The 23558-nt window shown below is 65.7% G+C and carries 22 protein-coding genes and 1 pseudogene; 11 read left to right on the forward strand and 12 right to left on the reverse strand.

The features are described 5' to 3' along the window. Positions 1-116: 116 nt before the first annotated feature. The 3 genes from ACFWU2_RS15835 to ACFWU2_RS15845 are packed head-to-tail and all read left to right on the forward strand — an operon-like array spanning position 117 to position 3639. Positions 117-383 carry a hypothetical protein gene (locus tag ACFWU2_RS15835; protein ID WP_378607811.1) on the forward strand — a complete coding sequence of 89 codons (267 nt, stop codon included), beginning with the start codon at positions 117-119 and terminating at the stop codon, positions 381-383. Next, the gene (locus tag ACFWU2_RS15840; RefSeq protein ID WP_378607813.1) at positions 380-1153 is read left to right on the forward strand and encodes an ABC transporter ATP-binding protein; all 774 of its coding nucleotides are present in this window, start codon (positions 380-382) and stop codon (positions 1151-1153) included. The genes ACFWU2_RS15835 and ACFWU2_RS15840 overlap by 4 nt, the downstream gene beginning before the upstream one ends. Continuing rightward, positions 1150-3639: an FtsX-like permease family protein gene (locus ACFWU2_RS15845; protein ID WP_378607815.1), complete on the forward strand. Its 2490-nt coding sequence runs from the start codon at positions 1150-1152 to the stop codon at positions 3637-3639. Before ACFWU2_RS15840 ends, ACFWU2_RS15845 begins: the two co-directional genes overlap by 4 nt. Positions 3640-3702: 63 nt before the next feature. On the opposite strand, the gene ACFWU2_RS15850 is transcribed toward ACFWU2_RS15845, so the two are convergent. From ACFWU2_RS15850 to ACFWU2_RS15870, 5 genes and pseudogenes are all read right to left on the reverse strand, one after another. Further along, positions 3703-5280, reverse strand: a complete 1578-nt coding sequence (locus ACFWU2_RS15850) for an ABC transporter substrate-binding protein (RefSeq protein ID WP_378607817.1) — start codon at positions 5278-5280, stop codon at positions 3703-3705. A 587-nt stretch (positions 5281-5867) separates the two neighbouring features. Then, entirely contained in the window at positions 5868-6113 is a 246-nt protein-coding gene (locus tag ACFWU2_RS15855) for a hypothetical protein (protein WP_378607819.1), read from the reverse strand. 62 nt (positions 6114-6175) lie between these two features. Then, a complete protein-coding gene (locus tag ACFWU2_RS15860) occupies positions 6176-7057 on the reverse strand; it encodes a hypothetical protein (protein WP_378607821.1) in 882 nt (293 codons plus the stop codon). An 82-nt stretch (positions 7058-7139) separates the two neighbouring features. Further along, on the reverse strand, positions 7140-8132 hold the full coding sequence (locus ACFWU2_RS15865) for a hypothetical protein (protein WP_378607823.1): 993 nt from the start codon (positions 8130-8132) through the stop codon (positions 7140-7142). A gap of 1204 nt (positions 8133-9336) precedes the next feature. Next, a pseudogene (locus ACFWU2_RS15870) lies at positions 9337-10544 on the reverse strand (IS256 family transposase). Positions 10545-11225: 681 nt separating this feature from the next. Between ACFWU2_RS15870 and ACFWU2_RS15875 the strand changes: the two are divergent. Together ACFWU2_RS15875 and ACFWU2_RS15880 are read left to right on the forward strand one after the other, a co-directional pair. Beyond that, complete coding sequence (locus ACFWU2_RS15875; protein ID WP_378607825.1) at positions 11226-11624, forward strand: PadR family transcriptional regulator; 399 nt, start codon at positions 11226-11228, stop codon at positions 11622-11624. Continuing rightward, positions 11528-12004 carry a hypothetical protein gene (locus tag ACFWU2_RS15880; RefSeq protein ID WP_378607827.1) on the forward strand — a complete coding sequence of 159 codons (477 nt, stop codon included), beginning with the start codon at positions 11528-11530 and terminating at the stop codon, positions 12002-12004. Before ACFWU2_RS15875 ends, ACFWU2_RS15880 begins: the two co-directional genes overlap by 97 nt. A gap of 95 nt (positions 12005-12099) precedes the next feature. Here the strand turns inward: ACFWU2_RS15880 and ACFWU2_RS15885 are convergent, their stop codons facing one another. Further along, positions 12100-13611: a tyrosine-type recombinase/integrase gene (locus tag ACFWU2_RS15885; RefSeq protein WP_378607829.1), complete on the reverse strand. Its 1512-nt coding sequence runs from the start codon at positions 13609-13611 to the stop codon at positions 12100-12102. A gap of 111 nt (positions 13612-13722) precedes the next feature. Between ACFWU2_RS15885 and ACFWU2_RS15890 the strand changes: the two genes are divergently transcribed. The 6 genes from ACFWU2_RS15890 (at position 13723) to hisI (ending at position 18554) form a co-directional block, all read left to right on the forward strand. Then, positions 13723-14436, forward strand: coding sequence for a DUF4192 family protein (locus ACFWU2_RS15890; protein ID WP_378607831.1), 714 nt, complete (start codon positions 13723-13725; stop codon positions 14434-14436). 608 nt (positions 14437-15044) lie between these two features. After that, positions 15045-15788 (forward strand): SDR family NAD(P)-dependent oxidoreductase, encoded by a 744-nt coding sequence (locus ACFWU2_RS15895; protein ID WP_378607833.1) that lies wholly within the window; start codon positions 15045-15047, stop codon positions 15786-15788. Positions 15789-15855: 67 nt separating this feature from the next. Beyond that, positions 15856-16590, forward strand: a complete 735-nt coding sequence (gene priA, locus ACFWU2_RS15900) for a bifunctional 1-(5-phosphoribosyl)-5-((5-phosphoribosylamino)methylideneamino)imidazole-4-carboxamide isomerase/phosphoribosylanthranilate isomerase PriA (protein ID WP_378607835.1) — start codon at positions 15856-15858, stop codon at positions 16588-16590. A 4-nt stretch (positions 16591-16594) separates the two neighbouring features. Continuing rightward, positions 16595-17419 (forward strand): inositol monophosphatase family protein, encoded by an 825-nt coding sequence (locus ACFWU2_RS15905; protein WP_378607838.1) that lies wholly within the window; start codon positions 16595-16597, stop codon positions 17417-17419. After that, positions 17416-18189 (forward strand): imidazole glycerol phosphate synthase subunit HisF, encoded by a 774-nt coding sequence (hisF, locus tag ACFWU2_RS15910; protein ID WP_169620075.1) that lies wholly within the window; start codon positions 17416-17418, stop codon positions 18187-18189. The genes ACFWU2_RS15905 and hisF overlap by 4 nt, the downstream gene beginning before the upstream one ends. After that, positions 18186-18554 (forward strand): phosphoribosyl-AMP cyclohydrolase, encoded by a 369-nt coding sequence (gene hisI, locus ACFWU2_RS15915; RefSeq protein ID WP_378607840.1) that lies wholly within the window; start codon positions 18186-18188, stop codon positions 18552-18554. Before hisF ends, hisI begins: the two co-directional genes overlap by 4 nt. A gap of 86 nt (positions 18555-18640) precedes the next feature. Here the strand turns inward: hisI and ACFWU2_RS15920 are convergent, their stop codons facing one another. The 6 genes from ACFWU2_RS15920 to ACFWU2_RS15945 all read right to left on the reverse strand — a co-directional run bounded on the left by ACFWU2_RS15920 (position 18641) and on the right by ACFWU2_RS15945 (position 23553). After that, a complete protein-coding gene (locus tag ACFWU2_RS15920) occupies positions 18641-19819 on the reverse strand; it encodes a YeiH family protein (protein ID WP_378607842.1) in 1179 nt (392 codons plus the stop codon). Then, positions 19816-19950, reverse strand: a complete 135-nt coding sequence (locus tag ACFWU2_RS15925; protein ID WP_277350445.1) for a hypothetical protein — start codon at positions 19948-19950, stop codon at positions 19816-19818. The genes ACFWU2_RS15920 and ACFWU2_RS15925 overlap by 4 nt, the downstream gene beginning before the upstream one ends. A 137-nt stretch (positions 19951-20087) precedes the next feature. Then, positions 20088-20525 (reverse strand): PaaI family thioesterase, encoded by a 438-nt coding sequence (locus ACFWU2_RS15930; RefSeq protein ID WP_378608059.1) that lies wholly within the window; start codon positions 20523-20525, stop codon positions 20088-20090. 108 nt (positions 20526-20633) lie between these two features. Next, the gene (locus tag ACFWU2_RS15935; protein ID WP_378607845.1) at positions 20634-22037 is read right to left on the reverse strand and encodes a Mur ligase family protein; all 1404 of its coding nucleotides are present in this window, start codon (positions 22035-22037) and stop codon (positions 20634-20636) included. Between the two features lie 301 nt (positions 22038-22338). Beyond that, positions 22339-22629: a WhiB family transcriptional regulator gene (locus tag ACFWU2_RS15940; RefSeq protein ID WP_378608061.1), complete on the reverse strand. Its 291-nt coding sequence runs from the start codon at positions 22627-22629 to the stop codon at positions 22339-22341. Between the two features lie 744 nt (positions 22630-23373). Further along, the gene (locus ACFWU2_RS15945) at positions 23374-23553 is read right to left on the reverse strand and encodes a 4-oxalocrotonate tautomerase family protein (protein ID WP_378607847.1); all 180 of its coding nucleotides are present in this window, start codon (positions 23551-23553) and stop codon (positions 23374-23376) included. Between the last annotated feature and the right edge of the window lie 5 nt (positions 23554-23558).

The following is a 23558-nucleotide window of genomic DNA, read 5'->3' on the forward strand; positions in this document are numbered from 1 at the left end:
CGTGGGCGGGTAAAGGTACAGCCTGCTGTACCGGACTGGGGTAGAGGACGGGATGTCGGAACGCCGCGTCTGCTCATAGCGTCGAGTCGAACCACAAACGACATAAAGGAGACATCGTGGACGACGCTTATCGCATTCGAACGAACCAGGTATCCGGGGAATTCGATCCATCGACGACGACGGATGCCGCGTCCTCGGGCGCGACGTCACGCGACTGGGTGACAAGCGCATTGTGGGCCGCGCTCGCCGTGTTCGTGGGACTGAACGCCGCGTTCTCGATCATTCGACCCGACACCATCGTGTTCTCGCTGGTGTTCGGTATCCCCGGCGTTCTCTGCCTTGCCGTACTGGTGATGCGCTACCTGAGCCGGCGGCACGGGTGACCACTGCCGCTGCGCGCACGACCCTCACCGTGGCAGGAGAGTCCGGTGGGATACCCGCTGTCCGGCTGGAATCCGTGACCAAGGTATACCGGCGTGGTATGGGCGCGCCTGCTCTCGACGACGTGAGCCTGACCGTGCCACGCGGGGTGTTCCTCGCGATCATGGGTCGCTCAGGCTCCGGGAAGAGCACACTGCTGCACTGCGCCGCCGGACTCGACGCACCGACGCGGGGTGCCGTCTGGATCGGGGACACGGAGGTCGGACGGCTGCGGGAAAGTGCCCGCACGCGGGTGCGGCGGGAGCGGGTCGGGTTCGTCTTCCAGGCCTACAACCTGATTCCGTCGCTGACCGTCGAGGAGAACATCACCCTGCCGCTGCGGCTGGCGCAGACACCCGGCGACCCGGCGTGGCTGACCACGGTCGTCGACCGGGTCGGGCTGGGTGAGTTCCTGTCCCGCATGCCCGGTGATCTGTCCGGTGGGCAACAGCAGCGGGTCGCGGTGGCGCGTGCTGTGGCAACCCGCCCGGACGTCATCTTCGCCGACGAACCGACCGGAGCACTCGATCCTGAGACCGGCGACCGGATCCTTTCCCTGCTGGGTGATCTCGTGCGTGATCTCGGGCAGACCGTCGTGATGGTCACCCACGATCCGGCAGCGGCGGCCCGGGCCGACAACGTCGTGGTGATGGCCGAGGGCCGCATTCAACAGATCGTGCACAATCCCGACACCGTCGGGCTGACCGCAGCCCTGGGCGGGAGAACCCGATGACGGTGCGATTGCCCAGCCGAGGGAGCGAGATGCTGGCCGTGGCGTGCGCGGTGGCGGTGGGCGCCGCGCTGGTCGCGTTCTGCCTCGTGATGGCCGAGTCGGGCCTGCGCTCGGCTGTGCCGGCCGAGCGGTTCGCCGGTGTCGACATCCTCATCGGTGGTGACCAGACGGTGCGGCAGGACGAGGACTTCGACCTCGTCCTGCCCGACCCCGTCGGAGTGCCTGTCGACCTGGCCCCCGCCGTAGCGGAGATCCCGGGTGTGCGGGCGGTGGCGATCGATGTCGGTTTCCCGGCAGCGGTCGCAGACGGTCGCGGCGGGGTGGTGCCGGTGGAGTCCGTCCGGCGCAACGGGCACGGCTGGGATGCGTTCCTCGGCACCGTCGGACTGATCGGCGCACCCCCGATCGGCCCCGACGACGTCGTGCTGGCTGTGGATGCGGCCGACGCGGTGGGCGTCTCGCCCGGCGACCCGGTGCAGGTGTTGCTCCGTGGCGAGGTGCGGGATATGCGGGTCAGCGGTGTCGCGGATCTGCGGGGTGGTGGTGTGTTCGTCAGCGATGCCCTGGCGCGAGATCTTGGCGGCAGGCCGGACGGCGTCGTGGATCTGCTCTCCGTCGTCCTCCATGACGACGCCGATATCGGTTCGGTCACCGACCGCGTCGAGGCGCTCGTGGACGGTCGGGGTCTGGTGGTTGCGGCGGGCGACGACATCGGCCGAGTCGAACGGCCCGCTGCGGCGGCCGGGGCCGGAATGCTGCTGGCATTCGCGTTGTCGGCCGGAGGAGTGGTGGTGACCCTCGTCGGATTCATCACAGCGGGAGCGGTGTCCGTCGGGGTGGCGGGCCGGTCGCGCGAACTGGCGTTGTTGCGTGCGGTGGGCGCGACACCGGCGCAGATCCGATCGATGACGGCGCGGCAGATCACCGGAGTGGCGCTCGGCTCGACGATTGTCGGGATCGCCGCGGGCATGCTGGGGGCCGCAGCAGCCACAGGACCATTGGTGGATCTGGGACTGCTCGCGCGCGGGCAGTCGCTGAGTTGGAGTCCCGTCCCGGCGTTGGCAACCGGGCTGTTGATGCTGGGTGTGGTTCAGGTGGCGGCGCGAACGGGGTCCTTCCGGCTCTCCCGGATGTCCCCGGCCGACGCGATGGTGGAGACCGAAGCCGAACCGCGCAGTGCGAATTCCGTGCGCACTCCCGTAGGGTCCATCGTCCTTGCGCTGGCAGCCGGGTCTGCCATCGTCCCGCTCGTGACGCGTAGTGAGGCCGCCGTGATGGGTGCCGCGTCGGGGACTCTGCTGGCGGTAATCGGTGTTGCACTGATTGCCCCGGCGGTGGTCGGTCGCCTCGGTGGATGGCTCGCGGCCCGGTCCGGGCCGGCGAGCCGCTGGCTGGCCGTGCGCAACTCGGGAAGCTATGCCGTGCGCACCGGTGGGACCGTCAGCGTCCTCGCGCTCGCGGTCGGGTTGCTGACGACCCAGGTGTACGTGGGGTCGACGGTGAGCGCGGCGGTCGACCAAGAGGTGAGGGAGGGCACGGTAGCGGATGTGCTCGTATCCGCGCCCGCGGCCGGCGGTGTGTCCTCGGCGACGGTCGCGGCGATTGCGGATGACCCGTCCGTTGTTGCGGCGGTTCCGATGGTCGGGTCGACGGTGATGAGACCCGTCGACGAGCACGGTGTGGCGCTCGTCGAGACCTACCCGATGTCTGTTGTCGGCTCCGGAATCGACGGGGTTCTCGACCTCGGGGTCGTGGACGGAGACCTGTCGAGACTCGACAACAACTCTGTGGCAATTGATTCCGCGACAGCTCGGTCGTCAGGAATCGACGTCGGGCACACAGTGTCGCTGATCCTGCCCGACGGAACGGCGGTGGAGCCGACGGTGGTCGCCATCTACGCCCGGGGCTTCGGGTTCGGCAAGATCGTGGCCTCGTTCGAACTGCTCTCCCAGGGGGCAAGCGGCCCGTACGATTCGGTGCTCATTTCTGGTCGGACCCCCGGAGTTGCAGCAGATCTCGACGATCTGATCTCGGTGGCTCCCGGCTTGCGGATCGACGACGCGACCGCTGCCCTCGTCGGTCCGGTCTCGCAGGATCCCGCTCGCGTGCTCAACCTCGGGATCTCCGTGGTACTGATGGGCTACATCCTGCTCGCCGTCGCCAATCGCCTTGTCGCGACCACTCTTCGGCGTCGACGGGAATGGCAGCTACTGCGAGCTGTCGGGGCCACCCCGCGCCAGCTCCGCACGATGGCGCGGACGGAAACCGTGCTGGTGTGTGTCGGCGCCATCGCTGTCGGACTGGTGATCTCACTCGGTCCGATGTCGGTGCTGGCTTTCGGGTTCGTCGGCAAGCCTTGGCCGCAGGGTCCGTGGTGGCCGGTGGCAGGGACGGTCTTCGTCGTCTGTGTGGTCGCGTATGCGGCGACGATGCTGCCGGTGCGCCGCTTGCTGCACGGCGCGAGTATCCCTCAGCCGCCAGGGTGATCTGTCGGGTGTCGGCCCGCTACGTCATCCCCACGGCCGAGAGACAGCCGACTCCAGGCGCGGCTACTCGCTCATCCACACTCCGTCGAGCATCGCGGACCCCATCCCGTACATCCGCACCCCGTGCACGTCCGGACCCGAGACGACCGACGGCGCCGACTGGACGTAGAAGACGCCCGGAGCCAGATCGACGAGACGTTGCTGCGCGACGTCGTATGCCGCCTTGCGCTCCTCGACGGTGGTGCCGACGCGGCCGGAGTCCAGCGCGTCGTTGAGTTCAGGGTCGTCGATGCCGGTGGGGTTGCCCTGGGATCGGGCATGAAACGACGTCCACAGTGACGAGTCCGGGTCCTGGACGACGGCGGCAGCGATCGTCATGTCGAAGTCGCGGGCGGCGACCCTGGCCTGCGCTGCCGTGAAGTCCATGATCTCGACGGCGATCTCGACGTTGTCGAACGCCGCGAGTTGCGCCTGGACACTTTCCGCCACCGATTTGATCTCCACCAGGGAGTACGCCAGGAACGTGAACTTCACCGGAGTGCCTTCGGCGGCCAACTCGTCGAACAGGCGTTGTGCTTCGGCGTCGTCGGATTCGGACAATGCGATGTTCTCGAAGAACGGTGAGTTCTCCGGGAACAGCGTCCGAGGGACAGTGCCGGTGCCCTCGAACACCGCGGTGTTGATTGCGTCCAGGTCGAGCGCGAGAGACACCGCGCGTCGCGCACGAGTGTCATCGAACGGACCCCGGCGGGTGTTCATCGCGAGGTACTGACCTCCGCCGAGCGGAACGACGGACGTGGACAACCCTGCACTTTCCGCTTTGCTCAGGTTGGACCAGCTGCTTTCGGACGCCAGATCGGCACTGCCGGAGGTCAGGGCGTTGAGGCGTTGGTTCGCGTCGGGCACCGGGCGCAGGGTGATGCCGTCCAGGTAGGGCCGCGGCGCATCCCAGTAGTCCGGGTTGCGCGTCAGTTCGAGCACGTCCTGCCGAGCCCACTTGGTGAGGGTGAACGGCCCGGCGCCGACGGGATTCTCGTCGAACGCCTGCCGGCCCTTCGCCAGTGCGGTGGGGGAGGCGATCCAGTTGAGTCCGGAGAGCACCAGCGACGACGCGAACACCGGGCTGGGGGCGACCATCATGACCTTCAGTGTTTCGGCATCGACGACCTCGGTGCCCGCGATCTGTGCGGCCTGCCGAATCGACTCCGATCCGTTGGCCGGGTCGCGCAGGCGATCCCAGTTGTATGCCACCGCGGCGGCGTCCAGGGCAGTGCCGTCCGTAAAGGTCAGTCCCGGCCGGAGTTTCAGGACGAACGTGCGGCCCCCGTCGTCGGTCGAGAAGTCGGTGGCCATCGAATACTCGATGTCGAGGCTGTCGACGTCGTTGGTCATCAAGGTGCCGTACAGGGCGTTGCCGAGCAATCCGGAGTTTGTCCACACGTTCGGAAGCGCGACGGGGTCGAGGCTGACCGGCTCGCGGATCTGGATGGCCTGCAACGTGCCACCGGAGACCGGGTCGCCGACGGGCGTGCCGGGCGCGGACGCAGCCGAGGTATCGCCGCTGCTGCACGCGGTGAGTGCGAGGGCGGCGACACACAGTGCCGCGAGTGTCGAAGTGAGGGAGCGTCGTCGTCGGAGCATTGGTGCCTCGTATCGGATGGTGGGCCGGAAGTTGCCGCGTCCGCTCAAGCTCGCGCCGGAAAGAACACAACTACCGGTTGAGCAAAACAGCGTTCTCATAGGAGCGGAACGTAGTTCTGTCTACCTCACCCGGGGGCCGGTGGGAAGAGGTTGGCGGAGCTTCCTCGAATGTGAGTGGCTACAACTCGTCGGCTCTGCGCCGGAGATCGACTCGGCACTGCTCCCGAAGTCACGGGGCCGACGAGACGACCGTAGGTCCTCGACCTCAACCCCACCGATGCCTGGGCTGGGCAGTAGCCCCAATGACCTAAGAGACCAAGAGACCTGATCGCCTCGGTTCTGGCGCAGATGGCCGCAGCCCGACAGGAAATGGTTCGACGGGGCCGAACGGCGGGAAGCGAATCGCAAAGCTCGACCGTGGGTGACCCTCTATGACAGCGAAAGCGACCTGGGAGTACGGCTTTCGACGCCGACACCGGACAGCCAGGCGCCCGAGTGCGCTGGGACGACCGACAATGGCAATGGGAGCCTGGGACGGCGACGGCTCGCTCGACCGCGACACCGTGAACACCTGAGGCGAAGCATCATCAGCTCAATCCGGCACCGCTGCCACCGAGGTCGCCGACGCAGCCGCGATGCGCCGTCTTTGTGCGCGCCACCCACCGGATCGGCGAAGACTCGCCGTATGTGAGACTGCGCATCAACGCCCCGATTCCGGATCGGTGATTGTCGCGCCCAGTCGCGTCGCCGATGCCCTCGACCGTATCGACCTGTACGAATACGAGGACATAGCGGCGGCCGCGGTCAAAGACGGCATCGTCGAGTGCTGCCATATCGAGGCGAACCCGCGGATGCCGAAAACGGTTAGCGAGTGCAGATCGCCCTTCTCGACTGTCTACGCGCCCGGTCCGGGATCGGGTTCGTGTGCAGGTTCGAGGCCGGAAGACGAGTGACCGGTCACGCGTGGCTCACTGGGTCGGGCAGACCGCGGCTGCCGCGGATGCGCTGCCGCAGCGGCAGCCAGTGCGGACAGCAGGGCATCGCGCTCGCTGCGATCGGGTGCGACATCGACCTCGTCCTCGGTGCGGCTACCCGGTCGGTTTGGGTTCACATCGGGGTCGGCGACGTGTGTGCGGATGAGAGCGGCGAGACGACCCGGCGCGATCGTGAGGCCGTCGACCGGGCGGCGTCGGTCGATCATCGACACCAGAGCGAACAGGGCCTTGGCCGCATCGCCACGGGCACCCTTGCGTGGGGTGTCGAGCTTCCACTCGGGGAGCCGATCCCGATACTCGTGGGCGATGACCAACAGGGCGCACAGATCGGTGACGTCCTTCGGCGCGAGGCGGCTGCGCCAGGCAAGCGCTTTGAGCACGACCGCCTGTTCGACGTCGGGGACCGGCACCTCGAACGTCAACGTCTCGGAGGCGGTCAGACGTGCGCGGACCCGCACGTCGAGAGGATCGGTGGCGAGCACGAGATTCAGCCCGGGAATCGCATCGAATCCTCGGCCGCCGTACTCGATCTTCGCCAACGAGCGTCCGCTGGTGCCGGGGACCAGCAGGTCCACCGACAGTGGAGTCGCCGAGCCTGAGGGCGCTTCGTAGTGATTGCCCGTCACCAGCCTGTATCCGCGCTTGACGAGCGCTTCGTGCAGGCCGTTGTCGGCAGCGGCGACGATGTCCATGCCGGCGTCCGCGTCGGCGGTCACCCGAGCGACCGAGTCGGTCGTCGGATAGATCCGGTTGAGCAGGTGCACCATGTGCCCGCCGATCACCCGATAGTTGCTGCCGTGGGCCGCCGCCGCGAGCGCAGCCCGCGATCGGCCGCGTTCGATGCGGCCAGGACTTCGACCTCGGTCACAGTGCGCCCTTCTTGATCGCGGCGAGCAGGTGCTCGGCGGCCTCGTGTGCGTCGGCACCGGAACTGTGGAGCACATCGTGCACGGCGATCAGCGGATCGGCCAGCAGTGCCGGTTCGCCCGCTGCGGCGGCGGTGCGCCACAGTGTCGGATCTGCCGGTACCGTGACCGCCAGGGTGTGTTCCTCTGCGGTGGCGGGACCGAATCCGGCTGTGGCCACGTCGACGAACTCCGGGACATAGAGCACGGCCTGGGCCGGTAGACGCCACGGTGCGTACACGTCGGCTGCCGCATCGCCGCTGAGGAGCACGGTGACATCCCGGTCGGTGCAGAACTCCACCGCGGTGGCCGCTTGGGCGAGCACCGGGTCGACGCCGTACCAGTATGTCGTCGCACCGCCCGGGCCGGGATAGTCGGCCAGATAGTCCTCGAGCAGTGCCTCGCGGGAGTCGGCGACCCAGCCCGCCGGGGTCCGGCGTATGTGACGGCACTGTCGCAGTGCCAACGACACCGCCTGCTGGGTGACGTCCAACGCCGCTGCCAGTTCGCGTTGCGGCATCGGCTGGTCGGTCAACAGAAGCAACCGCTCGATCGCCCAGCGGGTCCACGGTTTGCGGCCTCGGACCGGGGTCACGCTCGACGCGGGCCGGGGTGCGGCTTCGGGTGTCGCCGGGTAGCGGATGCCACCGAATACGAGCAGATCCTCGTCGGGTGCGATCACGTCGACTTCGCCGGCGGAGGCGAGACTTCGCAGGTGTGCGGTGGCGTGTGGTGTGACGATCAGCGGGCGACGAGCCGGGGTGGGAGTGTTGAAGAGGGCGGTCAGCGTGTGTGGGGTGGGGGGACGCCGCCGCACATGCACGGTCGTGGACACCGCCCGGCCGTCGGGAAGCGTCAGGTCCAGCTCGTGCAGTGAGCCCGACGCGATGCGGATGCCGGCTCGGCGCAACAGCTCGACCGCGTCGGTGAGAACTGGTGCTGTCGCTTTCATTCTGGTTCACCCCTCTGCCTGCTGATACAAGCATAGATGAGAATTGCTGCTTTAGCTTGTATTAGTCGGCGGGAGATGGGGCCCGGTGATGGGACGGATTCGCCGATTGGCCGGTCGGAGGTGCGGAGTGTCAGAAATCCATGTTGTTGTAGCGGTCTTCCCACTCCGCTGTGCAATCGATGAGGGCCTCAAGTTGCCCTTCGTCAATGGCAGCTGCGACCTTGTCACGGAACTGCTTGTCGGAAGCGGACGTCCAGTCCAGCTTCGTCTGGCTACCCGTGTAATTCGTTCCGCTGAAAAAACACCCTCCCACTGGAGCAACTTGCCGCATCTGCCACGCCCGGTGCCGCCAGCCCCAATCCGACTGTTGCGGCGGTGGCTGCCAGCGCCGACAAAGTCCTTTTCACTTTCGACATAGTTCCTCCCCTTGACGTACTGATTACCGACTTCATCACGAATCATTACCCTTGGTTCCGACGGCCTAGAAACAAACCGGGAGGTCGTTATGGTACTGAGACGGTCTCTACGAGCTGAGGATGATTGAGAGCTGTGCGCGACCGGAATCCTGATCGACAGCCACCTGGGCGTCCTGCGACCGTAGTCCCGTGAACGACTGCGTCACCCCTTCACGCGGCGGAAATGTCAGTACCTCGACGACTTGACTTGCCTCCGCCGCCGTGACTCGTGGGGGGTAGTGGGGTTCGCCTTCTCCCCATGGAAAGCCGGTGAAATCGACTTGGAGTACACACCTTCCCGCAATCGGTACGCGCTGAGTATCAGCATAACGGAGCGGAACGTCGACGAATCGTACCGACCATCCAAGCTGACCATCACCAGCGAACTGGTAAATGATACGTTCCACTCCGGGGGCGGACTCACCCATGGGCGAGATTGACACGTTCTCGAGTTCCGCTGGCGTCGGCGGTGTTGATTCTGATGTCACTCCCGATTCGTCCGGAGGCGCTAGTGCTGGACCAGGCGGGTTCCCTCCTTGCCCAACAGCTATCTGGCCTGACCACCCTTCTGTGCGCGAACAGTTCGAAGGGGCCGAATCTGCGGCATATTTTTGCGGGTTGGTCGTCGCCCCGCAAGACATACATGCGATGAGCACGAAGGAGAGTGTCAAGATCGGAATGGGCTTCAGTACCATTTGGGCACCTTTCGGGAGAAAGGATGACGTCAGGTTCTGTCATCGTGGACCACGTCAGGCGGTCTCGGACACCGAAAGATCGGGTGACGGTTCCGGGACGATGTTGACCGGCCGTTCAAGGAGCTTGCCCTTGTGGAACAACGCACCAGCCCGCACCAGCGCAACCAGCTGCGGCGCATTGACCGCCCGCCACCGCGACTGGGCCGCCTCGATCAGCTTGTAGGCCATCGCCATCCCTGCCGCCCTCGGACCCGGGCCTTTGGTGACCTTGGTCCGTAAGCGCACTGTCGCGAAAGTAGATTCGATGGGATTCGTCGTGCGTAGGTGCACCCGATGTTCGGCCGGATACCGGAAGTATTCGAGCAGTACATCGGCGTCGTCGGTGATCTTCTTGACCGCCTTCGGATACTTCGCCTCGTAGTCACGTTCGAACGCCGCGATCGCCACCTGCGCCTTGTCGATGTCCTCAGCCCCGATGATCTCCTTCATCGCTGCCAATGCACCAGGATGCGCCGATTTCGGTAGTGCGGCAAGAACGTTGGACTGTTTGTGGAACCAACAACGTTGCTCGCGGGTCTCGGGGAACACCTCCCGCAATGCCTTCCAGAACCCGAGCGCGCCGTCGCCGACCGCGAGCACCGGGGCCCGCATTCCCCTCCGGCGGCAGTCTCGCAGCAGATCGGCCCAGGATTCGGTGGACTCTCGGTAGCCGTCGGTGAGCGCGACGAGTCCTTACGGCCGTCAGCACGCACACCAAGCATGACCAGCAGGCGCAGTTTCTCCTGCTCGAGGCGCACTTTCACATGAATTCCGTCGACCCATAGGTACACGTAGTCGACCTCTGAGAGAACCCGCTGGGCGAAGGCTTTCGCTTCGTCCTGCCATTGCGCGGTCAGGCGGGTGATCGAGGCGGGCGACAGGCCGGCGCCGCTGCCGAGGAACTGCTCGAGCGCAGGTCCGAAGTCGCTGGTCGACAGGCCGTGCAGGTACAGCAGCGGCAGCGCCTCAGATACCTGGGTGGACTTGCGGGCCCAGGCCGGCAGGGTCGATGAGGCAAACTTCTTGCGCTCACCAGTATCCGGATCGACCCGCTTGTCGTTGACCCGCGGCGCCTTCACCGGCACCGCACCGGCGGCGGTCATCACGTCGCGTTCGGGATGGTAGCCGTTGCGCACCACCAACCGGTGGCCGTTGTCGTCGACCTCACCGGCATGGCGGGCGATATAGTCGGCGACCTCGGCCTGCAGGGCTGCGGCGAGCATCTGCCGGGCGCCGTCGCGGACGATTTCGTCGAGCAGCGACCGGCCCGCACCGGCGGTGGTGCCGGTCTCATTCGGGCCCTGACCTTCGTGTACTAGCGTGAGCACGGGCGTGCCTTCCCGCCAGCGCGCCAATGCTGGTCTTGATCAGATTCTTGTGACTTCGTAGATCATCTTCCGGGAAGGTACGCCCTCCTGGGATCCACAGGTTCTGATCATTGCTCCGCGATCAGGAACGACGGCCTCTTTGGCGTTTCAAAAGCTAAAAGGTTAATGAGACATCAGGCGGGAGCTGAAATTCGAGACCGCTTCTGTCGTTTTCAGAAGTGGGCGCCGCCGATCCGGCCTCTGGCGCGGGCAGCGGTGACGCCGGCAGAAGTGCGTTCATGGATGAGATTGCGTTCGATTATGTGGGCAAGATCTGGAAGTCAAGATGAATGACCACCCCTTTGTTGCCCAGTTGCTACGCGATTGGTCGCGAACGATGCGCTGACCCGTTGAGGCCAAGGTCGAACTTGAAGCAGTGCTCCGATGAGATACCGAAAGAAGATTCTCGGCCATGGAACAGGGCAATCCTGCCCCTCAAGGTAATCCGTGCTCAATGGCTTCGTCCATCGACTCTTCCGAGCCTGGGACTCGTAAGCGTGCCCAGCAATGAATCACTAAGTTGTGACACTGACTAGCATGTGTCACATTCTAGTTGTGAATCAAGGAAATTGGCCTTCAGGGTGGCTGCGTGGCGTGATCGAACTCGCGGTATTAGCCATCGCCGCCGAGGGCGAAACTTATGGATATGTTCTCGGCGCCCGCTTAGCCGAGGCCGGACTCGGCACGATCAAGGGCGGCACCCTCTACCCAATCCTCAATCGCCTTGTAGATAGCGGTGCCCTTACCGCCGAGTGGCGTCAAGGAGATGGCGGTCCCGGTCGGAAGTTCTACAGGATGACCGACGAAGGGCTTGCCCGCCTCTCATTAGAGCGCCAACAGTGGCTGTCTTTCAGCGGCCGAGTCACGTCAATCATCAACCCCGAAGGACACACGAACCAGTTGAAAAATACACTGCCGAACTCGTCAAGGAGCTGAGAGAGAACGGGGTTGCAGGCAAGGTCATCGGCGATTCGGTAGCTCAAGTTGAAAGCCACGTCGCCGAAGGCGGGGATGAACCGGCAGATGTCTTCGGAACACCAAGAGAGTTCGCGAAACAGCTCGCGCGCGGCCACAAGAAATCAGTCGGCTGGCCACTCTACGTCGCCAGCGTAATACTCACAGTCGGCGGAGGAATATTTCTGCTGAGAGGGATCTTCGGAGCGATCCAGGACAGACAGCTCCTGTGGGGGACCCCGCCCGCCGTAGGGATCATCGTCGGCACGCTCTCGATTCTGGCCTGGATCACCCTAATGATCATCGCAGCAGATCCGATCAAAGATCCCCGCCGTCGCAAAAACGTCAGCTACCCGAGCTGATAGATAGATCGAGGTGTCCGCAGGTCGGACGTTCAACGGCGTGCGCAGTCGACTGCTGGATACGGCAAACACACTTGGTACTGCCTCGCAGGCAGTCAGTCGGGGCGTCCGCACCGTAGGGAAGATGTGCCGTTCGGTTCCGGGTCTTCACCCAGGTCGGCCAGAAGTCCTGTGATTCGGTCGACGGTGCGTTGGTGCCGTTCGACCTCCCGGTCCCACCCTCGTTCGACGGCATCGACGATCAGTGCATGTTCGGTGACCAGCCTCGATCTGGGCCGGGGTGCGTAATCACTGGTAGTCAAGAACTTCGAGCAGGTCAGGACAAGATCGCATTCGCACGGTCCCTCCTGTGGGAGGCGCAGGCAATGCCCGAGTTCGAGTTCGGTCTCGAGAAAGTTTGTCTGCAGCCAGGACACTGCCTCGGGATCGAGTTGGTGCTCGCGCAGTGCCTGGGCGGCTGGTCCCGCCAACGCGACTCCGCCGAGATGCCGACCGAGGGCGTCTTGGTACTGCTGTTTGACAGTCGGGTCCGATAAGGACGCGTAGATCAGCGACATGTGCGGCGTGCGATGCCCGAGCACGGCCATGATCGTCTGCAGCCGGGCTCCGCCCTCGGCGAGTTGGGTGCCGATGGTGTGCCGAAATCGGTGCGCGCTCACGGTGGGCCGGCCCTGCGAGTCGATCAGTCCCGCAGTGGTGCAGGCGGCTTTGAGCGAGAGGTCGAACAGAAATCCCTGGGACAACAATTTGCCTCGTTGCGTAAAAACGTACTCGACAGCGCGTCCGGCACTGACGTCGTATCTTCCACGTGCGCCACGCGCGCGAGCCACTTCGATCAGCGGTTGAAGTGCGGAAGCTGCGTCGGGGTGCAGCGGAATCGAGCGTTCGGTGTAGCCCTTCCCGACGGGGATGCGCAGTCGAGGGTGCCCGTCCGGATAGGTATCGAGGCAGTCGAGCGCAAGTCGGCGGATCTCGTCACGTCGAGCGCCTGACCAGCGGGCCACGATCAACGCGGCCCGCTGATACGGGTCGGGCAGTTGCTCGATCGCGCTCATGAGAGCGGCAAGCTCGTGGTCGGGGATGAACCGCGGCACGGTCTTGGCGATCTTTGGAATGTCGCCTCGGGCAAAAAGCACCCGCCCAGGAACGTCCTCCCAACCCCACGATGCGGTCTCGCTGACGAACCGGGACAGAATGGTCACGATCGAGCGCCGGGTGCTCACAGCCAGGGGAAATTCGGTCTGCTGGCTGGTCTGCTCACCGAGCCACCGCAGGAACTCCTCCGCATGCTCACGGGTGAGCTGATCGAAGCTCTCGACCTCCGGGTGCGCCTGTCGCAGCCACAACACCAGACGGCGCAATGCATCGCGGAAGTGGCGGACGGACTGCTCACGCCCGAGCTTCGCCTCCAGATGCAATTTCAGGTAACGGTCGATAACAGACTGCATCCGGGGTGGAGTTCCTACCGGCGTGAGCCGGGCGGTCCAGGAACCAGCGTCGACCCGACCCGGCGGCTCAGTCTCGACCTGCCCGATGGTGAACAGCAGTAGGTGGGCGGCGTTGAGCCGGCTCGTCACGGTGCGCCGGAACGTCTCGACCGGGTCCACAGGCAGCCTCTTGCCACGAGAGCGCCTGTAGAACTCGCGAATCGGTTCGTGATGTAATCGATCTACGAAATCGTCAGCCGCATAACGCATCTCCTCAACATCCGCGGGGCGATGCTGCTCGGATTCGGTGTCAAGGTGGAGGACATCTACTACACCCCGGGCATCGAGGGTGGTGAAACCTGGACCGACATGCGTACGTTCGAGATCGGAACGGTGGTCGATCCGACCGCGGCCGAATTCGCCGCCGCAACTGTCCTCACCGGCAAGACCATGGCGAAAAACCGCGACGAGATCACCGACCGCTACCGTCGCACAGACGCACGCAGCACCGACGAGCACGGCGCACGCGCAACCCGGAAAGCAATGGGCGAGAACTTCGCTCCCAGCGTCCTCAGCGAGCTGGCCGACATTGTGGGCAAGCGCCAGGAGCCGACAGCCGCACTTGCAGCACGAGTCGGTCTCCTCCTGACCACCGACACCCAAGCCCGCGACGCCGCTCTGGGTCTCGCAGTGATCGACACGGCAGTCGCGTCCGAAACAATGGCGGCAGTCGCACGGATGCTCCAAGGTCCCGAGCGAGTGGCCACGCTGACGGCGGCTGGGTTCTTCGCCTACGTCGACTCAAGGACCGAGCGCACGGTGCGCCATCGACGCTGCCCGCGCCGAAGCCGCCCAGCATCCCCTGTGCAACACGCGACTCCTCGATCTGATCGAGCAGGCGCTCGACGCCGGAATACACCCGAAGCAGATGCGCAAGGTGTCCGGTACCGGAGTCGGGATCGGGCGCAACACGTGCGGCGTCGAACTGCCCACCCCGAGTCCTGACTGGCTCTGAGCCGCCAACAAGCGAGGCCCACGGAATCCTTAGTTCCGGGGGCCTCGCCCGTTTGCGCAAGAACGGTGCAAGACTCGAAGTGGCCGGCATAGCTGGGCGCCTGCGGTCAGATCGGTCGCAGGACTCATCCGGCGGTAGTCACAAACCGAACCGTCCCGTTAGTCCGCAGACGGGCGAAGAGGTCGTCGGGGTGCGGCCGGAAGGTGGAAGCTTGGCACAGAATCCATCCTGCCCGTGGTTGTAGACCCTGGAGTGGGGTGGGGGAGCGTGGTGGCCGCAGGAAGCTCAACCGGCCAAGCGATCCCCCCGTGGCATTGGAGTCTGGTTGGCTGATTGACGCCCCAACTTCACACAGCCCCTGCCGGACTCTGAACGGTCTGACTCGGCCACAGTCGATATCGCCATCGACTGTCCACAACGGCCGTCGCAGGACCGGCTCGAACAACGCTGACACCTGCCCCGCAGGACCCACCGGGCGGCAGGCTCGGAAAGCAGCAGCGCGCGGCGGTCGATGCGTAGGGTCGGAAGGGTAGGAGCCTGCCGTGGCAGCACGCGATCGACGACGGCACGTGATCGACTCGATGCAGAGGAGTACCGCATGAGACTGACGGACAAGGTTGCCGTGGTGACCGGTGGTGCAGGCGGAATCGGGCGAGGGATCGTCCGGGCGTTCACCAAGGAAGGTGCCCGCGTGTTGTTCGTCGATATCGACGACAACGCCGGACGGGCGCTCGAGGAGGAACTCGGCGGCGCGGGCAAGTTCATGAAGGCGGACATTTCCGTCGAGGAGAACGCCGCAGCGATCGTGGCGGCTGCGGTGGACGCGTTCGGCCAACTCGACGTTCTCGTCAACAACGCACACGCCTCCCGGCAGGCGCCGCTGCTCGAGACCACCCAGGAGATGCTCGACCTGTCCTTCGGAACGGGCTTCTATCCCACGTTCTGGCTGATGAAGGCGGCACATCCGCACCTCGCCGCGCAGCGCGGATCGGTGATCAACTTCGCTTCCGGAGCCGGTATCGACGGTCTTGTGACACAGGGGTCGTACGCGGCGGCAAAAGAAGCGATCCGCGCGATCAGCCGTGTCGCCGCCAACGAGTGGGCCGCCGACGACATCAATGTCAACATCATCTCGCCGCTCGCCCTGACGGAGGGCGTCGAGGCTTACATCCAGGCGAATCCCGGCATCGAGAAAGCCTTGTTGGCCAAGACACCGCTGGGCCGTTTCGGCGACCCGGAGGCGGACATCGGCGGGGTGGCGGTTTTCCTTGCGAGCAGGGACGCCGCCTATATGACAGGGCAGACCTTGATGGTCGACGGTGGCACCATCAAACTGCGGTGACCGCAGCGGGTGGCCTCCGGCCAAGGCGCGTGGTGGCGCCCATCGTGCAGGCACTAATGTAGGGACAGTGAGCCTGGTCCTTTTGCCTGCAGTCGACGTTGCCAACGGTGAAGCAGTTCGCCTCGTACAAGGAGAGGCAGGCAGCGAAACCGGTTACGGATCTCCCCGCGACGCCGCCCTCGAGTGGCAGAACGCCGGAGCCGAATGGGTGCATCTCGTCGACCTCGACGCCGCCTTCGGCCGTGGTGACAACCGTGAACTACTCGCTCGTGTGGTGGGCGAACTCGATGTGAAGGTCGAACTCTCCGGCGGCATCCGCGACGACGCCACGCTGGCCGCGGCGCTCGCCACCGGGTGCGCACGCGTCAATCTCGGTACCGCCGCCATCGAGAACCCCGAGTGGTGTGCCCGCGCTATCGGTGAGTACGGCGACCGGATCGCCGTCGGCCTCGACGTCAAGCTGATCGACGGCGAGTGGCGGCTGCGCGGACGCGGCTGGGTCTCGGACGGTGGAGACATGTGGGAGGTGCTCGAGCGCCTCAACCGCGACGGCTGCTCGCGCTACGTCGTCACCGATGTGACGAAGGATGGCACCCTGACCGGACCGAACCTGGACCTGCTGCGTGAGGTGTGCGCTGCCACGGACGCGCCTGTTGTCGCGTCGGGCGGTGTCTCGACTGTCGACGATCTGCGTGCCATCGCCACGCTCGTCGATGAAGGCGTCGAAGGCGCCATCATCGGCAAGGCGCTCTACGCAGGACGGTTCACACTGACTGAGGCGCTCGACGCCGTGTCCCGCTGATCCGATGACTGCATCCGTCGATCTCGACCGACTGCGCTCGGTAGCGGGTGATGTGCTCGACGAGGTGGCGGAGCGTTTCGTCGCCGGGCACGGGGCTCCGCGCTCGGTCGACAAAGGACCGAACGATTTCGCGACCGAGCTCGATCTCGAACTCGAACGGCGAATCTCGGGTGAGCTCGTCGACCGCACCGGAATTGCTGTGCACGGTGAAGAGTTCGGCGGGCCGGCGGCCGACGAGGGCACCGTGTGGTTGCTCGACCCGATCGACGGCACCGTCAACTATTCGGCAGGCCTGCCGATGGCGGGCATCCTGCTCGCTCTGGTCCAGGACGGGATTCCCGTCATCGGGCTGACCTGGCTGCCCCTGACCGATCAGCGGTTCTCCGCCGTCGCCGAGGGCCCGCTGTGGTTCAACGGGAACATCGCCGACAAGCTGAAGCCACGTCGTCTCGAGGACGTGATGGTCGGGGTCGGCAGTTTCGACATCGACAGCCGGGGGCGCGTGCCGGGCACGCAACGCCTCGCGGTGATCACCGAGTTGAGCCGGCGCGTCTCGCGCCTGCGGATGCACGGATCGACCGGCGTCGACCTCGCATACACCGCTGCTGGCTCGCTGGGCGGTGCCGTGGTTTTCGGCCATCACCCCTGGGACAACGCCGCCGGTGTCGCACTCGTGCGCGCGGCAGGCGGTATCGCCACCGACTTCCACGGGCAGCCGTGGCGCATCGGCTCGGGGTCGGTGCTCGCCGCCGCACCCGGAATCCACGGTGAAATACTGGACATAGTGCAATCCGCGACGGATCCGCGTTTCGAAGGAGATCGATCATGACACTGGCCGTGCGGGTCATCCCGTGCCTCGACGTCGACGCGGGACGCGTCGTCAAGGGTGTCAATTTCGAGAATCTGCGCGACGCCGGTGACCCCGTCGAACTCGCCGCGCTCTACGACGCTCAAGGCGCCGACGAGCTGACGTTCCTCGACGTCACCGCGTCGAGCGGGGACCGGGGCACGATGCTCGACGTGGTCACACGCACCGCCGAGCAGGTGTTCATCCCCCTCACGGTGGGTGGCGGCGTGCGCACCGTCGAGGACGTCGACCGCCTGCTGCGCGCCGGTGCCGACAAGGTATCGGTCAACACTGCGGCGATCGCGCGTCCCGAGGTGCTGAGGGAGATGTCCGAACGCTTCGGGTCGCAGTGCATCGTGCTGTCGGTCGACGCCCGTACCGTCCCCGCCGATCAGCAGCCGACACCGTCGGGCTGGGAGGTGACCACCCACGGAGGTCGCCGCGGTACCGGCATCGATGCAGTGGAGTGGGCGCGCCGCGGCGCCGAACTGGGAGTCGGGGAGATTCTCCTCAACTCGATGGACGCGGACGGCACCAAGGCGGGATTCGACCTCAAGATGATCGCGTCGGTGCGCGAGACGGTCGACGTGCCCGTGATCGCCTCTGGTGGGGCGGGAGCTGTCGAACACTTCGCGCCTGCGGTCCATGCCGGTGCCGACGCGGTCCTCGCCGCGAGTGTCTTCCACTTCCGTGAGCTCACCATCGGCCAGGTCAAGGACGCGATGCGAGCAGAAGGGATCATCGTCCGATGAGCGAGATCCTCAACCCGGACATCGCCGCCCGGCTCAAGCGCAACGATGACGGCCTGTTCGCCGCTGTCGTCCAGGAGAAGTCGACGGGCGACGTGCTCATGATGGCCTGGATGGACGACGAGGCGCTGGCCCGCACCCTCGCGACCCGCAAGGCCACGTACTACTCGAGGTCACGGCAGCAGTACTGGGTGAAGGGGGAGACCTCCGGACACACGCAGTACGTGCACGAGGTGCGGCTGGATTGCGACGGCGACACCGTGCTGCTCGTCGTGGACCAGGTCGGGGCGGCATGCCATACCGGCACCCACACGTGCTTCGACACCGACGTCTTGCTCAGCGCTGCACCGCACGAAGAATCCCACTGACTTCCGGAGCCACGGACAACCGGCAGTGTCCGGCACATTCTGGTGCTCCGATTGCCCCGCCCCGCATTGCGGGGCGGGGCTCGGGTCTATGAGGGCAACTCGAAGTTGCCGAACAGCACGGTCGCGAGACCGAGCGCCACGACGATGTTGACCACCGTCGCCGATCCGAACACGATTACCGGGCGCCATCCCGCGTCGCGCAGTCCCTTCGCGGAGAACTCCAGGCCGATGGAGACGAACGCGAAGATCAGGAACCACGTCCGCAGGTCGTTGATGGTGGAGATGTCGGCCTTGCCGTCGTCGACGAACTTCACCCACAGCGTGCCGATCACCGACGCGGCGATGAAACCGAGCACGAATTTCGGGAAGCGCTCCCAGAAGTCACCGATGCTCGGGCGGGCCGAGCCGGGGCGACGCTCCACCTTCAGCGCGAAGTAGGCCGTCAACCCCACCGCCACGAAACCGATGAGGGCGTTCTGGGTCGTCTTGACGATCGTGGCGATCTGCAGGGCGTCGTCGCCGAGGATCGCGCCGGACGCCGCGACGGCGGCGGTGGTGTCGATGTTGCCGCCGATCCAGGCGCCGGCGACGACATCGGACAGTCCGAAGACACCGGCGAGCCAGGGCAGCAGGAAGATCGAGGGCAACGCGAACACGATCACCAGCGACGCGGCGTACGCGAGCTGTTCCCGCTTGGCCTGCACCGCCCCGGCCGCGGCGATCGCGGCACTGACCCCACAGATCGACACTGCGGCGGACAGCAGCGCCCGCAGCTTCTCGTCCAGTCCGAGTTTCCCGCCGAACCACCAGCTGAACGAGAACACGGCGGTGATCAGCAGCAGACCTTGCAGGATCGCCGGCCCGGCTGCCGTCGCGAGCACGGTCAGGTTGATGGATGCGCCCAGGAGGACCAAGCCGGTCTTGATGAAGAACTCGGTGCGGAAACCACCGGAAAGCTTGTCGCGCACGCCCGTGCGGGTCAGGACCAGATTCCCGAGCAGGCCGAGCACGATCGCGTAGACCGGGAACTCGATCGCTCCCGCCACCCGCTCGAAGGGGCCTCCCTCAGCCCAGTCCGGGACGTTCTGCTCGAGGAATCGTGTGAGGGCACCCAGCACGATGACGACGGCTACACCCGCCGCGGCCCATGCAGGAGCGGAGGGACGCCGTGCGGGTGCCGCCTCGACCTTCGTTGCACCGTCTGCCTGGGGTGCGCTCTCGGTCTCGACGGCGGCGTTCCGCCCGTCGGTATCTCGCGTCGTCACGGGACCAGCCCGGAGGGAATCACGCCGAGCAACACGGCGGCGATGAGGATCAGGCCCGCGACGACTGCGGCCCAGTCCTCGTTGAGCAACGTGGCGCGCGCGGCATCCACACGCTGAGGTTCGTCTGTCATGAACGCAGCCAACCAACGTGGTGGCGTCACGTCACGAATTACGGTCGGCCCGAATGAAACCAGTGACTAATCGGCCGTCATGTGCTGCACCACGTCGTTCGTCGTCCCGAAACCACCGAATCTCCCGTTCACGGCGGCTACCGGGTCAGGTCGATGACGCGTGCCCCTCCCTGGGCGGCAGCACAGAGCTTCTGGCCGGAGTCGTCGTCGACGGAGTAGATCTCGCACCGGCACAGCGCCTGAGTACGGCCGCCGTTGACGACGGTAGCAACCGCCCGCAACAGCGGGCCTTTCGCTGGGCGTAGGTAATCGAGGGTCATACCCGTCGTCACGATCGACGGGCCGAGGACCGTACCGGCGGCGAAGGTGAGTGCGTTGTCGGCCGCATAGGCCAGAACCCCGCCGTGTGCGAAACCGAACTGTTGCAACAGGTCCGGTCTGAGCGGAATCTCCAGTTCGGCGCGGCCCCTCGTGTAGACGACGAGCTGTGCACCGATCAGAACACTGAACGGCTGAGACATGAGCGTCTGTTGGGCTTCGGCGAGTGTGCTGATCCCGGTGACGTCGTCGGGCATATCCGGAACATACACGGGGAGGCCTGTGGCAGGGGTCCTGTCGGCGAGCACGCAACCGTCGCTGCCGTTTCTGATCAGGTCGGCGACAGTGGTCATCCGTGTAGCCGATCAGTTGCCGTGCCTCTCACGACCGGCTCGATCACTCCGAACAGTGCGCTGTATCCGCTGCAGTGCGCGCTGTAATTCGTCCCGGTCGTCGAACAACCGCACGGAGTCGCCCGCGACCAGACGACGCTCACTGCCCCGTCCGGCCGCGACGAGAACATCTCCGGGGCCGGCGTAGGAGGCGGCGATCTCGAAAGCGCGGCGACGGTCGCCTTCGACCACAACGTGGGCGCTCTGCGCGGCATGTGCACCTTCGGCGACCGCCTCTCTGAGGAGACGAGGGTCGTCGTTGTACGGACTGTCGTCGGTGACGACGACGACATCGGCGTAGGTCGCTGCGGTGTGGCCGATCGGGAACCGTTTTTCGGGATCGCGCTCTCCGGTCGCGCTGATCACGAGAATCAGTCGCCGCTCGGCTGCCAGTGACCGCAGGAACGGCAGTAGTTCCTGCTGTCCGGAGGTGTTGTGCATGAAATCGACCAGGGCGAGGATGCCGTGGTCGGCATCGACGCGCTCGAGTCGGCCGGGCACGCAGGCGAGGGTTTCCAAGCCCGCAGCGGCCTGCAAGACGTCGCGGCCCGCTGCGGCAATCGAGGTGAGCGCTGTCAGTGCATTGGCCACCTGGTGGGGGCCGAGAAGGGCCAGTCGCACTCCTGCGTGCCCGGTTGGAGTGTGCACGGTGAAGGTGCTGCCGTGAACGTCGCACCGGATCGAGTCTGCGTACACATCGGCGCCCGGGTCCAGCGTCGAATGCGTCCACACCGGTACGTCCGTTGCGGCGGCCAACCGTCTGCCGTACTCGTCGTCGATGTTCACCACGGCGGCCTGCGCGCGGTCGGAGGTGAACAGTGCCGCCTTGGCGGCGAAATACTGCTCCATCGTGTGGTGGAAATCGAGATGGTCGGGTCCGAGATTGGTGAAGGCGGCTGTCCGGAACCGCACACCGTCGACGCGGCCGTGGCTGATGGCGTGCGACGACACTTCCAGCGTCACCGCTCGCGCGGCCTGGTCCCGGAACTGCGCGAGGGTCCGATGGATCACCGCGGCCTCCGGCGTGGTGTGTGTGGCGGGTCGAGTGCTCTCGGGGCCCCGGACGACGACACCGCCGATCAAGCCTGTGACGACCCCGGTGGCAGCGAGTGCGGCGTCGAGGAGATAGGTCGCGCTCGTTTTGCCGTTGGTACCGGTGATGCCATGGACATGCAGTTCGTGTGAGGGATGGCCGTAGATCCAGGACGCCAGCCCGCCGACCCGGTCGCGTGGCCGGTCGACGATCAAGGTGGGCAGGACTCGAGAAGACCGGTCGCTGAGCACGGCGACCGCGCCGCGGGCCGCAGCATCGGCATCGAAGTCGAGGCCGTGGAATCGGTGTCCGGGAAGAGCCACATACAGATCGCCGGGTTGCACCGTTCGGGAATCGTCGCTGATGCCGGTAACCGTGCGGTCGCGCCCGTCCGCGGGTCCGGCACACCGAACATCACGGAGGTGTTCAGCAACGTCGCGGATCTGGATCCCACGGTCGGGACGGCGGCGATCGTCCGGGTCGAGGCGCACAGGAGCGAATACCCGGTACGTGAATAAACTATGTCCCGCAGTTAAGGGCGCAGGAACGAGGCGGGACATCTGCCGAAGCAGCCACCGACTCGGTCATGAGGTGCAGGACCCAGGAGTGCGTCCAGCGACGGCAGCGCCGAATACCACGGCACAATCAGGCGCACACCAATTCTTTTCGCAGCTGGGTGATGGGCCGTCGTGCGGGTCGTCCACGGGGGCGTTTGCGAGCGACGATCGCACCCTGGTTGATGATTTCGCCACCCCACACTCCCCATGGCTCTCGGCGGGCGAGTGCTGCCGCGAGGCAGCGCGCACGCACGGGACATCCGGTGCACAGGGATTTAGCCAGTTCCAGGTCTGACGGGGCCTCGGCAAACCACAGATCGGGGTCGCAGCCGTGACACGGGAGGGTGTCGACGCCCGCACGGATGAAATTGTCGCCCACACCTGATGCGGTCGAAAGTTTTTCGCTCGGCACGAGGGCTCCTAGAGGTTCGATCGAAGAGTGAATGCGATGCGAACTCGGCCGGAAACGCCAAGGGCCACGGTCCGCTGGACGTCGTCTCTGGCTGAAATCGGAGGGTTTACCGGGTAGACATCCCGACGAACGGTCCGCCACGAGGGCTGCTGCGCGCCGGCGCCATATGCGACGGCATGTGCGGTGCGCGCATCGAAGGGTGCGGCGACTGCGTAAATATTGATGCCGGCGGCCCCACGCAGCACGGCGATTGCCGGCCACTGCACCGTGAACAGCACCGGGCCGGTGCGCGGGGGAATGAAATCTGCGCCCCGCACGAGGCGTGCCGTTACGTGCCCCTTCCGGGCACGCTTTCGGTGCACGCTCGCACGACCCCATACCCGCAATATTCGCACATACATTCGAATAAATGTAGACCCAGATTCGATGGCGGCCCGATCGCAATTCCGCAGTCCGCTCGGCGTGGGTCTACGCCCTCGCCTCCCTCGCAGGCGACCGGCACACCTTCGGCAACGACGACGAACGTCGGGTGTGCATCGACCTTCGGGGCGCCTGCCCTCGCTCCGGTCGGGCATCGTCAGCGGGCTACGCCACCGCGCCGGCCCCGACCTGTATTCCACCCGCATAGTTGCAGGAAGGAGACCGCTCCGACCGCGAGCGGGTTCGGCGGTGGAGGAAGGAGGCTCGGAGCGCTGGATGTGGAAGGTTCCGTCAGCTCAACGGCACGCCGCCCACGCCCCAGTTCTCGCCGGGAACCTCGGTGATCGTCACCCACACCTTGTCCGGATTCTTTCCGGCTGCCTCGGCGTACGCCGAGGTCACTGCTGCAATTACCGCGCGCTTCTGCTCCGGCGTGAGACCCGGAGTCTGGCTGATCTGAATCAAGGGCACAGCGA

Origin of the sequence: Rhodococcus sp. NPDC058639, assembly GCF_042717545.1 — a bacterium.
GTDB lineage: Bacteria > Actinomycetota > Actinomycetes > Mycobacteriales > Mycobacteriaceae > Rhodococcus.